Below are 13,511 nucleotides of genomic sequence, written 5' to 3'. Positions count from 1 at the left end.
ATGTCTTTTTTTTAGTCAGTTATTTTTGCTAATTGTTTTATATTAGGGTAAACGGAACTGGAGATCAATTGTCCCGATAAATAGTAAAATACAGATCAATACTTTTTTCATTATCCAAGGAGGAATCGGGTCCCTCCATTAGGGAACGTCTCTTTGTGTTATTTATAATCTGTAAAAATTCCATCTAAAAATACAGAATAACTTTCGAAAAGAACAACAGTTAATTGTAATTTTGTTGCAAATGGATTTTGAAAACTGGAGTGATATAAAAAAGGAATTCGAACAATTCTTAAAGTTCGAAAGAGGCTTGAGCATTAATTCAATTGATGCTTACTTAAATGATGTATCCAAATTTCAGATCTACTGTGAAGACAATCATTTGGTTTTAAATACCGTAACGAGAAAGAATATACAGGAGTTTTTGGCTTGGTTGCAGGAATTTAATATTTCGCCCTTCACACAATCCAGGTTGATATCTGGCCTTAAGACATTCTTTAGCTTTTTGATGATCGAGCATGAATTCGTCAACAATCCGACCGATCTCCTTCAGGCGCCACGCTTGGCACGCAAGCTGCCCAGCGTTTTGAGCATACAGGAGATCGATCAATTAATCTCGGCAATCGATCTTTCTTCACCCGAAGGTGAACGTAATAAAACGATCATCGAAATCTTATACGGATGTGGTCTCCGTGTTTCCGAACTTGTCACCCTCAAAATATCAAACCTTTTTTTAGATGTAGAATTTATCAAAGTTGAGGGCAAGGGAAGCAAAGAACGCCTAATTCCAATTGGCCAACACGCCATTAAACACCTTCGCATCTACTTAGAAACGGTTAGACCTCATATCAAGATTAAGGCCGGAAACGAAGATATTGTATTCCTCAACAGAAGAGGCGCCGCATTATCGCGGGTTATGATCTTCTTGATCATTAAGGAACTTGCCGCAAAAATCGGGTTACAAAAAACCATCAGCCCACATACCTTTAGACATAGCTTTGCATCACACCTTGTGGAAGGCGGTGCCGACTTAAGAGCTGTACAAGATATGCTCGGTCATGAAAGTATTACCACGACCGAAATATACACACACATCGATAGGGACTACCTTCATTCCATTATTACGCAATATCACCCCAGATCTTAACTATATCGATTCCTCCTGCTTGGACATTCGAATAAGATGTGCCAAATTTTTCACCACACGATCGTGTTTCAAAACGAATGGATTGTTTTTATCCCACACGTATCCCGCTAATATTGCACAAATGCTACGTTTCACCTCCGGGTTTTCGGGTTGATGATAAAATAACTCCTGCAGATTGCCTGTATACCATTCCTGTATATATGTTGTAAAAACTGCAATCCCATCTTTCATATAGTCTTCAAATTCTGACTGCCAATCCACTGTTTCACCCTGGATCTGCCTTAAAGCTAACTTCGCCGCCAAAATACCAGATTCTGTAGCGAAACACACACCGGAAGAAAAAACAGGATCCAGGAATTCGGAACTATTGCCGGTCAAGGCATACCCTGGCCCATACATTTTACTCACCGCGGTAGAATAATTACTCAACTTACGGGGTTCAAAAACAAAAGGGACATCACCAAACCGCTTAACATAGTAATCGGACAGTTGAATAGCCCTATTTAGTGCTGTAGTGGTATCTTCGCCCAGACTTTCGATGAACGAAGTTGGCCCCACAATTCCAACAGAAGTATTGCCATTGGAAAATGGAATTACCCACAACCAAACCTGCGTTTCCAATATATCAAAAGAAATCAGACTACCTTCTTGCCCTAGCGGTCGATTAACCTCATTGACATGGCTGAATATCGCCGAATGAGGGCTTAAACGTGAGGGTTGGTCCAAATTTAGCATGCGAGGCAAAACGCGACCATAACCCGAACAATCGATCAGAAAGTTTGCCTCTATTTTTGTTTCAACACCTTGGCTATCGCATACCGTAGTGATCGATTTTGCACCATCAAATTGTACGTCAGTTACTTCTGTACCGAAGGAAAGATCTACCCCTTTACGCATAAGCTCATTCGCCATTTCCTGATCAAAATCAGCTCTCGGTATCTGCCAGGTCCAATCCCAACCTTCGGAAAATTTATCTGAAAAATCGAAAATACAGACTTCCTTCCCGCGTATAAACCGCGCTCCAAATTTCTTTTCGAAACCTTGTGCATCCAACGCATCAAACAGCCCAGCTTCATCAAAATGATCCATCACGCGCGGTATTAGACTCTCTCCTACCACGATTCTCGGAAACTGGCTTTTTTCGACAACCTTTACCCTTGCCCCTTGTTTTTGTAAATATCCAGCAGCAACCGAACCGGAAGGTCCCGCCCCGATGATCAAAATGTCAACCTGTTCAACGTTCATTATACGCTTTGATTAAAAGAAAAAAATATTAATTTCGTGCCTGATTAATAATTGCCAAATCTATTCACAAAAAATAAAATAAAAAAAACAATTTCGAGAGTTTTTCAAAATTGCTATCCCATAAATCATGAGCTTACTCACCAACCATTTAGATTTAAAACAGTTTATCCAAATAACCTACGGAAACGAAAAATTGGATATCGATGACGATATTTGGGAAAAAGTAGATGCTAGCCACAATTTTCTTCAGAAATTTGCTGAAAACAAAGTAATTTATGGTGTCAATACCGGTTTTGGCCCCATGGCTCAATATCGGATTAAAGACGAAGACCGCACTAAACTTCAATACAATCTAATTCGCAGCCATGCCTCAGGAACAGGACGACTTCTTGATCCGCTTCAGGTAAAAAGCACGATTTTAGCACGCTTAAATACATTAACCCTCGGTTATTCAGGAGTCCATAAGTCCACCATTGCTTTGATGAGAGAATTGATCAACCGCAATATTTATCCAGTTATTTTTGCACACGGTGGTGTCGGTGCCAGTGGTGATCTCGTACAGCTCGCACATTTGGCCCTCGTATTAATTGGTGAGGGTGAGGTAATGTATAAAAACGAACGAATTCCAACTCAACAAGCTTTTGATGCTGAAGGTCTTGCCCCTATTCAGATTGTTCTACGTGAAGGCTTGGCACTGATCAATGGGACTTCGGTCATGACAGGGATTGGCATACTAAACTGGAACCATGCGCAAAAAGCCTTATCTTGGTCCATCAAAGCAGCCTGTGCAATCAACGAAATCGTTCAAGCTTATGACGATCATTTTTCGGAAGCGTTAAATCAAAGCAAAAAGCATCCTGGACAACAAGCTATTGCCAAAAAGATGCGCGGTCACCTTGCAAGCAGTAAGTTGATTCGAAAACGCGAAGAGCACCTATATACCGGTGAAAATCAAGAAGATATTTTCAAAGACAAAGTACAGGAATACTATTCCGTCCGTTGTGTTCCGCAAATATTGGGTCCGGTTTCGGATACCATTAACAATGTGGGTACAGTGCTTGAGCATGAACTAAATTCAGCCAACGACAATCCCATCGTTGATCTAAACGATCAACATGTGTACCATGGCGGCAATTTTCATGGCGACTATATTTCACTGGAAATGGATAAACTTAAATTGGTTATGACCAAGATGACAATGCTTGCGGAAAGACAATTGAATTATCTACTCAACAGCAAGATCAATGAGATTTTCCCGCCTTTCGTAAATTTAGGCACATTAGGACTAAATTTTGGCATGCAGGGTGTCCAATTTACGGCAACATCCACAACAGCGGAATCCCAAGCGCTAAGCACTTCGCTCTACATCCATAGCATTCCCAACAATAATGACAACCAAGATATTGTCAGCATGGGTACGAATGCAGCAATGTCATGCAGTCAGGTCATCGAAAATTCCTTTGAAGTGCTGGCGATAGAATTTATTACTTTAGCACAGGCAATTGACCATTTAGGTTGTCAGGAAAAATTAGCAAAAGAAACACTATCTTGGTATATGGACCTGCGTAATTTGTTTCCGGCCTTTGCCGAGGATCAAGTGATGTATCCGATTATTAAAAAAGTAAAAGAATACTTAATCAATAAAAATCATGATTAAAAGGCTCACATTCGGCGGATTATTTATACTATCATGCACCTTCGCATCTGCGCAACAATTGGCGCGGGTACAAGAAAAGGGACTTGTCGGATTTATCAATAAAGATGGATCATTTCAGATTACACCTCAATTCAAAAATGCTCAAGATCAATCCGAAGGAAAGATTGCTGTTTATGATGGCAGCAGGTGGGGATTTGTAGATAAAGATGCAAATTATATTATTCAACCTCAATACGTCAATGCCAAATCCTTCAGTCAGGGAATGGCGATGGTGAAATCTGCAAGCGGCTGGCTTTACATTGATTCTCTCGGGCAGGAACTGAAGTCGATCTCTAGCAAGCGGGTTTATGAATTCAATGATGGTGTTGCTTTTTATCGTGATGCGACCAATTTAGTAGGTCTCATCAACAACAAACAAGAGGTTGTGCTTCCACCAACTTATGATGTCATCCGTCCATTTAAGGATGGCTACGCTAAAGTCGCCAAAAATAAAAAATGGGGTGTCATTGACAATCAGGGAAAAGAGGTCGTCGCTCCAAATTATGATGATATCGGCGATTTTAATGTTGGATTGGTGTGGGCAAAAAAACAGAACAACTGGTTTCTCGTATCTGGTCAAAAAGAAGTTGCCCTCCCCGGTATTTCAAAAATTGAAAATATTGAAAACCCCGACTTTGTCCTTGTTCAGCAAGGAAATAAAATCGGTTTTATGGCATCGGATGGCAAATGGGTGATACCTGCAACTTATGATGATGCGCGAAATTTTCAGGAAGGTCTAGCGCCAGTGAAATTAAATGGGAAATGGGGATATATTGATACTACAGGTAAATTGGTCATCCCTACTGCCTATCAGGATGCCCTTTCATTTTCTCCGGAGGGCCTCGCTGCAGTTAAAGACAGTAAATGGGGATTCATCGATAAAAATGCCAAAGTTATCATCCCCTTTCAATATGAGATTACTGCGGCGCTAACGTTTAAGAAACAGGAGAAGGGATTTATCGATGGTTTAGCGCGAGTTAAACTCAATGGCAAATGGGGATTTATTGACACCAAAGGAAACCTTTTAGGAAACAAATGGTTTGATAATGCAGAATTATTTCAAAATTAATATACATATTGTAGGATGAAATGCGCTTTAGTTACAGGTGGATCAAGGGGAATTGGCAGGGCAATTTGTCTTAAACTGGCTCAAGAATTGGGCTATCATGTGTTGATCAACTTTCAGCAGAATGAAACTGCAGCATTAGAAACACTTGCTGCTATAGAAGCAAAGGGCGGTAGTGGTTCGCTTCTAAAATTCGACGTCGCAGATAAATCCGCAGTCGACAAGGCCTTATCTACCTGGGAATCGAGCCATCCCGAAGCTAAGCTTGAAGTTATCGTTAATAACGCCGGGATAGCCAAAGATGGCTTATTCATGTGGATGCCAGCAGAAGATTGGTCCTCGGTAATCAACACAACTGTCAATGGTTTCTATCATGTTACCAAATTTTTTATACAGAAACTGTTACGCCAGCGTTATGGTCGTATCATCAATATGATTTCCGTATCCGGTGTAAAAGGTACAGCTGGTCAAACCAACTATTCGGCGGCCAAAGCGGCTTTGCTAGGTGCAACTAAAGCGCTGGCTCAGGAGGTTGCCAAACGGAATATCACCGTCAATGCTGTGGCACCTGGATTTATTCACAGTGACATGACTGCCGATATGGATGAAAAGGAACTAAAAAAATTGATTCCGGCCAATAGATTTGGGGAACCTGAGGAAGTCGCAGACCTCGTCACCTTTTTAGCTTCTTCAAAAGCAGGCTATATTACGGGGGAAGTAATTAATATAAATGGAGGAATTTATTCGTAAATCTATGGAGCAAAGAGTAGTGATCACGGGGATGGGAATATATTCCTGCTTGGGGACATCATTGGAAGAAGTAAAAGATTCTCTGCAACAAGGGAAATCAGGGATTATCTTCGATGAAGAACGAAAAACTTTTGGATTTCGTTCCGCATTAACCGGTGCCGTTCCACAACCAAATTTAAAACATGAATTGAACCGCCGTCAGCGAATATCCATTGGCGAAGAAACAGAATATGCGTATTTGGCTACGATGGAAGCCTTAAAAAATGCAGCCATTGACGATGCTTTTCTCGATGAACATGAAATTGGGATTCTCTATGGAAATGATTCGGTCTCCAAAGCCATTATTGAAGCTGTTGATATTGTACGGGAGAAAAAGGATACCAGCCTGATAGGCTCTGGAGCGATTTTTAAATCAATGAACTCCACGGTAACCATGAATCTCTCCACGATATTCCGTTTAAAAGGCATTAACATGACGATATCCGCCGCCTGTGCCTCCGGATCCCATTCTCTAGGGCTTGGATTCAACCTGATTAAAAGTGGCATGCAAGATATGATTATCTGTGGTGGGGCGCAAGAGATCAATAAATATGCCATGGCCAGTTTTGATGGTTTAGGTGTTTTTGGAGATGATACCCTGCCGGCTACAACAGTATCACGTCCCTTTGACAAAGATCGGTCCGGATTGGTACCTTCTGGCGGCGCCGCTACAATAATTATAGAAAGTTATGAATCCGCGGTACGTAGAGGAGCCCCTATCCTAGCGGAAATTGTAGGTTATGGATTTTCATCCAACGGAGGGCATATTTCTACACCAAATGTCGAAGGACCGGCCTTGGCCATGGAACGCGCAATTAAACAAGCTGGCGTTAAACCCTCCGATATTGCCTACATCAACGCACATGCCACATCCACCCCTGTAGGCGATGCCAATGAAGCACAGGCTATCTTGCAGGTATTCGGTGAAAGCCAACCTTTTGTCAGCTCCACAAAATCTATGACAGGCCATGAATGTTGGATGGCAGGCGCCAGTGAGATCATCTATTCCAACATCATGATGTTAAATGGTTTTATGGCTCCAAACATTAATTTTGAAAATCCGGATGAACATTCAGCCAAATTAAATATCGTTAAACAAACCGTATTTAAAGAATTTGACCTATATTTGTCCAATTCTTTTGGCTTTGGGGGAACAAACTCTGCATTAGTCATTAAAAAAATAAACGATTAACTTATAAAAATGATTTCTGAAAAGATTAACGAAATACTTGTTGATGAGTTTGAAGTGGATGTTGATTTAATCCAACCGAATCTAAATTTAAAAGATACATTAAATTTAGACAGTTTGGATTATGTCGATCTTGTCGTTATCATTGAGTCCAATTTTGGTGTCAAATTGGTTGAAGCCGATTTCACAAATATCCAAACCTTCCAAGACTTTTATGACCTCATCAAACGTAAGACAGCTCATAACTAAGTCAATGTTTACCAATGAGTCAGTGGAAAGGACAATCGAAGGGTAGTGTCTTAGGATATCGAATCTTTGTATTCTGTATTCAAAAGCTAGGAATCCGTACAGCTTATCTGCTGCTGGTATTTGTAGCTTTTTATTATTTCCTGACTTCTTGGAGTAGCAACCGTTCTATCTATTATTACCTAAGATATCGACTAAAATATTCACTTCCTTCAACGCTCATTGGATTTTACCGGAGTTACTTTACTTTCGGTCAAATCCTGATCGATAAAACAGCCATAGCTGCGGGTATGCGCAACAGATTCAGCTATGAATTTGACGGTATTGCGATTTTAAAATCTGCCTTGGAGAAAAAAAATGGTGGTATCCTGTTATCAGCACATATCGGTAACTTTGAAATCGCCTCTTATTTCCTGGAGGACATCAATATCGAAAATCAGATTAATCTGGTTATTTCGGACCGCGAACATCAAGCCATCAAATCATACTTGGCAAAAGTATCGCGTAAATCGACCGTAAAATTCATCGTTATCCAAGAAGACCTCTCCCACGTATTTGCCATCAATGAAGCACTTACAAACAATGAACTAATTGTCTTTACAGGTGATCGCTATCTAGATGGCACAAAAACTCTTTCAGCAGATTTACTGGGCAAAAACACACAATTTCCAGCTGGTCCATTTTTAATCGCTTCCAGGCTCAAGGTTCCTGTTATTTTTGTCTATGTCATGAAAGAACCTAAGCTCCACTATCATCTCTATGCACGCGAAGTGGAAGTGAAACACCGTGACGCTCAAGGCTTGCTACAAACCTATTGTCAGTCGCTAACCTATATGATCAAAAAATATCCAATGCAGTGGTTTAACTTCTACGATTTCTGGAAGGACTATTCCCAATAAACATCCACAGTTCTGTTTACATTATTTATCTGAATAAACAAAAAAAACACAGCAGAGGTGCTGTACTAAAACCGATCAAAAGCAATTTTGCGCTACTTGAAACCTATGATTTTATCTTTTAATTAGTACCTTTGGGTGAACTTTTTTAGACAAATGACAGCTGCCCCATTTCCAATAGTCGATAACATATTTTTACAGAATTTATTACCTCATCGTGCTCCGATGGTTATGATTGACTGCCTGTACGATTTCACCGAAAAGACAGTGGCAGCAGGTTTAACTATTCAAGAAGATAATATTTTTGTGGAAGATGGTGTATTATTGGAAGCAGGTATTATTGAGCACATGGCGCAATCCATTGCTTTACATACTGGCTATAGCTTTTATATTAAACAACAAACTGCACCTATAGGTTATCTCGGTACAATAAAAAGTATTTCAATAGATTCCTTCCCTCAGGTCGGAGAAAAATTGCTGACCAAAGCAACGATTCTACAAGAGTTTATGGGGGTTACACTCGTTTCCGTAGAAAGCTTTGTAGGAGATCGACAGATCGCTCAAGCTGAAATAAAAAGTGTAATAGCTTCTTCATGATTATGGCAAAAAATAAACGAACTGAACAAGTTAATCAGATTACTTGGACAAGCCCCTTAAGTATACGTTTCAATGAAGTCGATTCGTTGGGGATAGTTTGGCATGGCCATTACATCAGTTATTTTGAAGATGGCCGAGAATCTTTCGGCATGGAACATGGACTGACCTATCTAGATATTCATGGCCATGGTTATACAACACCGATCGTGAAGAGTACCTGCGAACATAAACTCCCATTAAAATATGGTGACAATGCACGTATTGAAACATCCCTATTGGATACCAAAGCAGCAAAGATTATTTATCGTTACCGCATCCTAAATGACAACAATCAGGTTGTCTGCCTAGGTGAAACGATCCAGGTATTTTTAGATTCTTCAGGAAACTTACAATTGTATACTCCGGACTTTTTTCAGCAATGGAAAAATCGGCTTGATTTTGTCAGCAAATGAAAAAGGTGTATTTAGGCCCATACAATTGTGTATCCCCCATAGGTAATAATCTGACAGACACCTGGAATGCCCTTGTTCGCGGCAAATCAGGAATCAAGTTGACCGACTTTGCTGAATTACATGGAGACGTTTACGCCGCTATTGTTGAAGAAGAACAATTGGATCAGCATTTAAACAAATTGCTGCAGGACACACAGCTCCCCTTCGATGCGGCATTCTCAAAACTAGAAAAGCTCATGATAGCCGCATTAGTACCTCTTGTCAAAGCAGTTGTTATTACACAAGAGACTGAATTAATCGTATCAACAACCAAGGGCAATATCGCGCAATGCACAGGCGGAGCAAACGATATTGTTGCAGCAAGCCTTCCCGTACTGGCTCAAAGAATAGCCGATTTTTTTGGTTTTAAACGGCCTCCGATAATCATTAGCAATGCCTGTGTATCGGGTCTGCAGGCCATCTCGACCGCTAAACGACTTATTCAGATGGATTATTGTAAAGATGCCATTATCGTTGCTGGAGACCTGGTCAGTGAATTTGTCGTTTCAGGATTTAAGTCTTTTCAGGCCCTAAGTAACTCGGTATGTAAACCCTATGACGAGTTTAGACAGGGCTTAAATCTCGGCGAAGCAGCGGCAGCAATTCATGTCACCGGCCAAAAATTAACAGATCAAGAATTCTTTATCGCCGGCGAAGCCTCAATCAACGACGCAAATCACATTTCAGGACCATCACGTACAGGCGAAGGACTGAGACTTAGCATCGCATCTGCATTGGCCGAAGCCAAATTAGAACCAAAATCTGTTGATTTTATTTGTGCACATGGAACAGCAACAATTTACAACGATGAAATGGAAGCTGTGGCCATACATCATTCCGGATTAGCCACTAAACCGATCAATAGCTTAAAAGGGTACTTCGGTCATACCTTGGGAACCGCTGGACTCATCGAGAGTATTATTTCTTTGGAATGCTTACGAAATAATTTACTACTCCCCAGTTTAGGCTATCAAAAACAAGGCACTTCATTACCTCTAGCGGTTGTCACTGAGCTATTGGAACAACCCCAACCTCTTATTCGCTGCTTAAAAACAGCATCAGGATTTGCTGGCACAAATACAGCCATATTATTTGAAAGGGAGTTACGATAAGCATGGAACAACACTATCAAATCAGCAGGCATTGCCGCATCGATACACAGGGCGTATATGTTAATGGTGAACAGATTTCAGCAGCAATATCCACAGATTTTGCTACTTTTTCAAAAGCATTTTACTATTCACTAGAAACGACTTACCCGAAGTTTTTCAAGATGGATAACCTCAGCAAATTAGCTTGGCTAGGAGCTGAATTACTATTAAAAGAGGAAAAAATAAAGAATATCGGCATTGTCTTGTCGAATAGGCACAGTAGCCTTGATACCGACTTAAAGCACCTTAATACCATCGCAGACAAGGAGCAGTACTATCCCAGTCCTGCTATATTTGTATATACCCTGCCCAATGTCTGTATGGGTGAAATTGCGATTAGGCATAACCTGCAAACGGAAAATATCTTTTTTGTTTCAGCGCAGTTCGACAGTCAACTTGCAGTAAATTACTGCAATTACCTCTTAAATTCCAGTAGAGTGGAAAAGGTACTATGCGGTTGGGTCGATTATATGGAAGGAAACTATAAATTGGTTTTGTATCTTGTGGAAAAAACAGGCATTGTAGCACATAATTTAAATGTCGTAAGACAACTAACACAATAAAGAATGGAAGAGTTGAAATCGGAATTAAAAACGAAAATCATTGAAGCCTTAAATTTAGAAGAAGTCACTGTAGATGAAATTGAAGATCAGGCACCATTATTTGGAGATGGTCTAGGACTAGACTCTATTGATGCATTGGAGCTGACTGTTTTATTGGATAAGGATTATGGTATTAAAGTTACTGACCCAAAAATCGGAAAGACTATTTTTCAATCCATTGAAACATTGGCAACCTATATTTCAGAAAATAGAACGAAATAAAACATGAAAAATACTATTGCGGTTACTGGAATGGGTATGATTACCGCCATTGGAAATGATGTCGCGCAAAACTATCATTCTTTGCTCCAGAAACAGCATGGTATCAAACCGCTTCAACATATCTCGGGAAAACATCAACATCACACGCTTGTTGGTGAAGTGTCGTTAACGAACGAAGCATTAATTGAAAAATTAGGTACTGAGGTACCCGGCTATTGTTCCCGAACCAGCCTACTTGCCGCAATTGCTGCAAAAGAAGCCATGTCTCAGGCTGGTATTATAGCAGCAGCTGATATGCCAATTGTTCTGGGAACTTCGGTTGCGGGAATGGATATTTTTGAACAACATTTCCCACATTTACAACAGAACGACACACTCATACAACGCCGGGATGTTGGGGATTCAAGTGCCATATTGGCCAAAATATTGGGCAGCAATGGTTATGTGACGGCTATTAGTACAGCATGTTCCTCGGCGGCTAATGCCATTGGCTTTGGGGCTCGACTTTTGCGCTCGGGACGCGCAGATCGGGTTTTAGTGGGCGGATCGGATGCCCTGTCAAAATTTACAATCAATGGCTTTGACAGTTTAATGCTCCTGTCCGACCAACTTAATCGCCCCTTTGACAGTAATAGAAAGGGGTTAAACTTAGGTGAAGGTGCAGGTTTTTTAGTACTTGAATCTACAAGATCCTTAAAAAACACAAAGAAACCCATATTAGGTTACCTGAACGCGTTCAGCAACGCCAATGATGCCTTTCATCAAACCTCAACTTCAGATAACGGTGAAGGTGCCTATCTGGCTATGCAAGAGGCTCTAAAAATGGCAGAGTTGATACCGAGCGAAATTGATTATATCAATGCACACGGAACGGCGACCGAAAATAATGATCGAACAGAAGCAACGGCGATACAGCGATTATTTAACGATGCGATACCGCCCTTTAGTTCAACCAAATCATATACTGGACATACATTGGGAGCTTCAGCCGGTATTGAGGCAATATATGCACTACTCGCCATTCAGCATCAACTGGCCTTTGCTAATTTAAGATTTGAAAATACCATGGAACAGCCTGCCTTGCCGCCGCTCGCTGAACACCAACGTATAGACATCCGGCATGTACTCAGCAATTCCTTTGGATTTGGCGGCAATTGTTCAAGCTTAATTTTTTCGCATGCATAAAGTATATATTAATGCCGCAAGCATATGCGTTAACAACCTTAGCCTACCAAATAGTCGAGAAAATTGGATCAAGGTTGATCTGCCTAAAATAGACAGTAAGATCCTATCGCCCAACAGTGCAAGGCGAATGTCCAAAGCTGTAAAAATGGGAATTATATGTGCTATGGAAGCACTGCAACAGATTGATCGCAGTGAGCTGGACGGTATCCTCGTTGGAAGTGGAAAAGGCTGTCTAATAGACTCCGATAGATTCTTACAGTCCATTGCTGTTCAACAAGAAGAGTTTTTATCACCGACTGCATTTATCCAGTCGACGCACAATACCGTTGCCGGTCAAATTGCCCTTTTAATCAAAAATACAGGTTATAATATGACCTATTCACAGGGTCGCGTATCATTTGAATCGACCGTATTTGATGCCTATCTACAACTTGTGCTGAACGAACGGAAAACTTTATTGGTCGGTGCCGTTGACGAGCTTTCAGATATCAGTATCGACATCAGCGAGAGCATAGCCAATACAACAGATCAACCGATAACAACAGGAATCCCGCGGACAGAAGGTGCCGGTTTCTTTATTTTCTCCAATCAAAAGAATCAACATACCCTCGGAGAATTGGTTGACATGGTAATTTATCATCCAACAGAAGAGCTACGACCAGAAAGCCAACTAGCTGCATTTCTTAAAAAAAACAAGCTATCTGCCGAGCAGCTTGACTTGGTTATTTATGGTTCGGCAAAGCCGGAACCCCCATCAGAAATGGAGGCTGAGGCATTCAACGACTTAGCTAAAATAAACTATCAATCGCAGATAGGATACTTTGACACAGATGTTGTGTTTGCATTCGATTTCGCTTTAAAGCAATTGAATAATCAAACCTTTCGATCGATAGAGAGTCCAATTGGAAATAAGATCGGTGCTTTTCAACATGTACTGATTTGTAATTTTGGAGACCAAAACAGTCTAATGCTGTTATCGAGATGCTAAATTT

At 40.7% G+C, this 13,511-nt stretch carries 15 protein-coding genes; 14 read left to right on the top strand and 1 reads right to left on the bottom strand.

Going from position 1 to position 13,511, the window contains the following annotated elements:
* Positions 1–241: 241 nt before the first annotated feature.
* A complete protein-coding gene (xerD, locus tag CBM24_RS09625; protein WP_075991976.1) occupies positions 242–1,144 on the top strand; it encodes a site-specific tyrosine recombinase XerD in 903 nt (300 codons plus the stop codon).
* Here xerD and CBM24_RS09620 read toward each other — a convergent pair whose 3' ends face one another.
* Positions 1,145–2,389 (bottom strand): NAD(P)/FAD-dependent oxidoreductase, encoded by a 1,245-nt coding sequence (locus tag CBM24_RS09620; RefSeq protein ID WP_088161041.1) that lies wholly within the window; start codon positions 2,387–2,389, stop codon positions 1,145–1,147.
* A gap of 127 nt (positions 2,390–2,516) precedes the next feature.
* Here CBM24_RS09620 and hutH point away from each other — a divergent pair, with 127 nt between their 5' ends.
* The 13 genes from hutH to CBM24_RS09555 all read left to right on the top strand — a co-directional run bounded on the left by hutH (position 2,517) and on the right by CBM24_RS09555 (position 13,507).
* The gene (gene hutH, locus CBM24_RS09615; protein WP_088161040.1) at positions 2,517–4,046 is read left to right on the top strand and encodes a histidine ammonia-lyase; all 1,530 of its coding nucleotides are present in this window, start codon (positions 2,517–2,519) and stop codon (positions 4,044–4,046) included.
* On the top strand, positions 4,039–5,154 hold the full coding sequence (locus CBM24_RS09610; protein ID WP_088161039.1) for a WG repeat-containing protein: 1,116 nt from the start codon (positions 4,039–4,041) through the stop codon (positions 5,152–5,154). Before hutH ends, CBM24_RS09610 begins: the two co-directional genes overlap by 8 nt.
* A 15-nt stretch (positions 5,155–5,169) precedes the next feature.
* On the top strand, positions 5,170–5,901 hold the full coding sequence (fabG, locus tag CBM24_RS09605; RefSeq protein ID WP_088161038.1) for a 3-oxoacyl-ACP reductase FabG: 732 nt from the start codon (positions 5,170–5,172) through the stop codon (positions 5,899–5,901).
* 4 nt (positions 5,902–5,905) lie between these two features.
* A complete protein-coding gene (locus tag CBM24_RS09600; protein WP_075994721.1) occupies positions 5,906–7,132 on the top strand; it encodes a beta-ketoacyl-[acyl-carrier-protein] synthase family protein in 1,227 nt (408 codons plus the stop codon).
* Positions 7,133–7,141: 9 nt separating this feature from the next.
* Entirely contained in the window at positions 7,142–7,378 is a 237-nt protein-coding gene (locus tag CBM24_RS09595; protein WP_075991971.1) for an acyl carrier protein, read from the top strand.
* A 14-nt stretch (positions 7,379–7,392) separates the two neighbouring features.
* Positions 7,393–8,274 carry a lipid A biosynthesis acyltransferase gene (locus CBM24_RS09590; RefSeq protein WP_088161037.1) on the top strand — a complete coding sequence of 294 codons (882 nt, stop codon included), beginning with the start codon at positions 7,393–7,395 and terminating at the stop codon, positions 8,272–8,274.
* A 135-nt stretch (positions 8,275–8,409) separates the two neighbouring features.
* Positions 8,410–8,868: a hypothetical protein gene (locus CBM24_RS09585; RefSeq protein ID WP_198386081.1), complete on the top strand. Its 459-nt coding sequence runs from the start codon at positions 8,410–8,412 to the stop codon at positions 8,866–8,868.
* Positions 8,869–8,870: 2 nt separating this feature from the next.
* Complete coding sequence (locus CBM24_RS09580) at positions 8,871–9,320, top strand: acyl-CoA thioesterase (protein WP_198386080.1); 450 nt, start codon at positions 8,871–8,873, stop codon at positions 9,318–9,320.
* Positions 9,317–10,471, top strand: coding sequence for a beta-ketoacyl synthase N-terminal-like domain-containing protein (locus CBM24_RS09575; RefSeq protein WP_088161034.1), 1,155 nt, complete (start codon positions 9,317–9,319; stop codon positions 10,469–10,471). Before CBM24_RS09580 ends, CBM24_RS09575 begins: the two co-directional genes overlap by 4 nt.
* A 2-nt stretch (positions 10,472–10,473) precedes the next feature.
* A complete protein-coding gene (locus CBM24_RS09570) occupies positions 10,474–11,073 on the top strand; it encodes a 3-oxoacyl-ACP synthase (protein ID WP_088161033.1) in 600 nt (199 codons plus the stop codon).
* A 3-nt stretch (positions 11,074–11,076) separates the two neighbouring features.
* Complete coding sequence (locus CBM24_RS09565; RefSeq protein WP_075991965.1) at positions 11,077–11,334, top strand: phosphopantetheine-binding protein; 258 nt, start codon at positions 11,077–11,079, stop codon at positions 11,332–11,334.
* Between the two features lie 3 nt (positions 11,335–11,337).
* Positions 11,338–12,519, top strand: coding sequence for a beta-ketoacyl-[acyl-carrier-protein] synthase family protein (locus CBM24_RS09560; RefSeq protein ID WP_088161032.1), 1,182 nt, complete (start codon positions 11,338–11,340; stop codon positions 12,517–12,519).
* Positions 12,512–13,507 carry a beta-ketoacyl synthase chain length factor gene (locus CBM24_RS09555; RefSeq protein ID WP_088161031.1) on the top strand — a complete coding sequence of 332 codons (996 nt, stop codon included), beginning with the start codon at positions 12,512–12,514 and terminating at the stop codon, positions 13,505–13,507. The genes CBM24_RS09560 and CBM24_RS09555 overlap by 8 nt, the downstream gene beginning before the upstream one ends.
* The last annotated feature ends 4 nt before the right edge of the window (positions 13,508–13,511 follow it).

The organism is Sphingobacterium sp. G1-14, from assembly GCF_002196555.1.
Lineage (GTDB): Bacteria > Bacteroidota > Bacteroidia > Sphingobacteriales > Sphingobacteriaceae > Sphingobacterium > Sphingobacterium siyangense.
Note: the sequence above shows the minus strand (reverse complement) of the source record. Positions and strands in the feature narration are given on the sequence as shown.

Coding starts and splice junctions, on each gene's coding strand:
- CBM24_RS09595 (WP_075991971.1), top strand. CDS start 7,142: ATGATTTCTGAAAAGATTAACGAAATACTTGTTGATGAGTTTGAAGTG.
- hutH (WP_088161040.1), top strand. CDS start 2,517: ATGAGCTTACTCACCAACCATTTAGATTTAAAACAGTTTATCCAAATA.
- CBM24_RS09565 (WP_075991965.1), top strand. CDS start 11,077: ATGGAAGAGTTGAAATCGGAATTAAAAACGAAAATCATTGAAGCCTTA.
- CBM24_RS09600 (WP_075994721.1), top strand. CDS start 5,906: ATGGAGCAAAGAGTAGTGATCACGGGGATGGGAATATATTCCTGCTTG.
- CBM24_RS09570 (WP_088161033.1), top strand. CDS start 10,474: ATGGAACAACACTATCAAATCAGCAGGCATTGCCGCATCGATACACAG.
- xerD (WP_075991976.1), top strand. CDS start 242: ATGGATTTTGAAAACTGGAGTGATATAAAAAAGGAATTCGAACAATTC.
- CBM24_RS09580 (WP_198386080.1), top strand. CDS start 8,871: ATGGCAAAAAATAAACGAACTGAACAAGTTAATCAGATTACTTGGACA.
- CBM24_RS09590 (WP_088161037.1), top strand. CDS start 7,393: ATGAGTCAGTGGAAAGGACAATCGAAGGGTAGTGTCTTAGGATATCGA.
- CBM24_RS09610 (WP_088161039.1), top strand. CDS start 4,039: ATGATTAAAAGGCTCACATTCGGCGGATTATTTATACTATCATGCACC.
- CBM24_RS09555 (WP_088161031.1), top strand. CDS start 12,512: ATGCATAAAGTATATATTAATGCCGCAAGCATATGCGTTAACAACCTT.
- fabG (WP_088161038.1), top strand. CDS start 5,170: ATGAAATGCGCTTTAGTTACAGGTGGATCAAGGGGAATTGGCAGGGCA.
- CBM24_RS09575 (WP_088161034.1), top strand. CDS start 9,317: ATGAAAAAGGTGTATTTAGGCCCATACAATTGTGTATCCCCCATAGGT.
- CBM24_RS09560 (WP_088161032.1), top strand. CDS start 11,338: ATGAAAAATACTATTGCGGTTACTGGAATGGGTATGATTACCGCCATT.
- CBM24_RS09620 (WP_088161041.1), bottom strand. CDS start 2,389: ATGAACGTTGAACAGGTTGACATTTTGATCATCGGGGCGGGACCTTCC.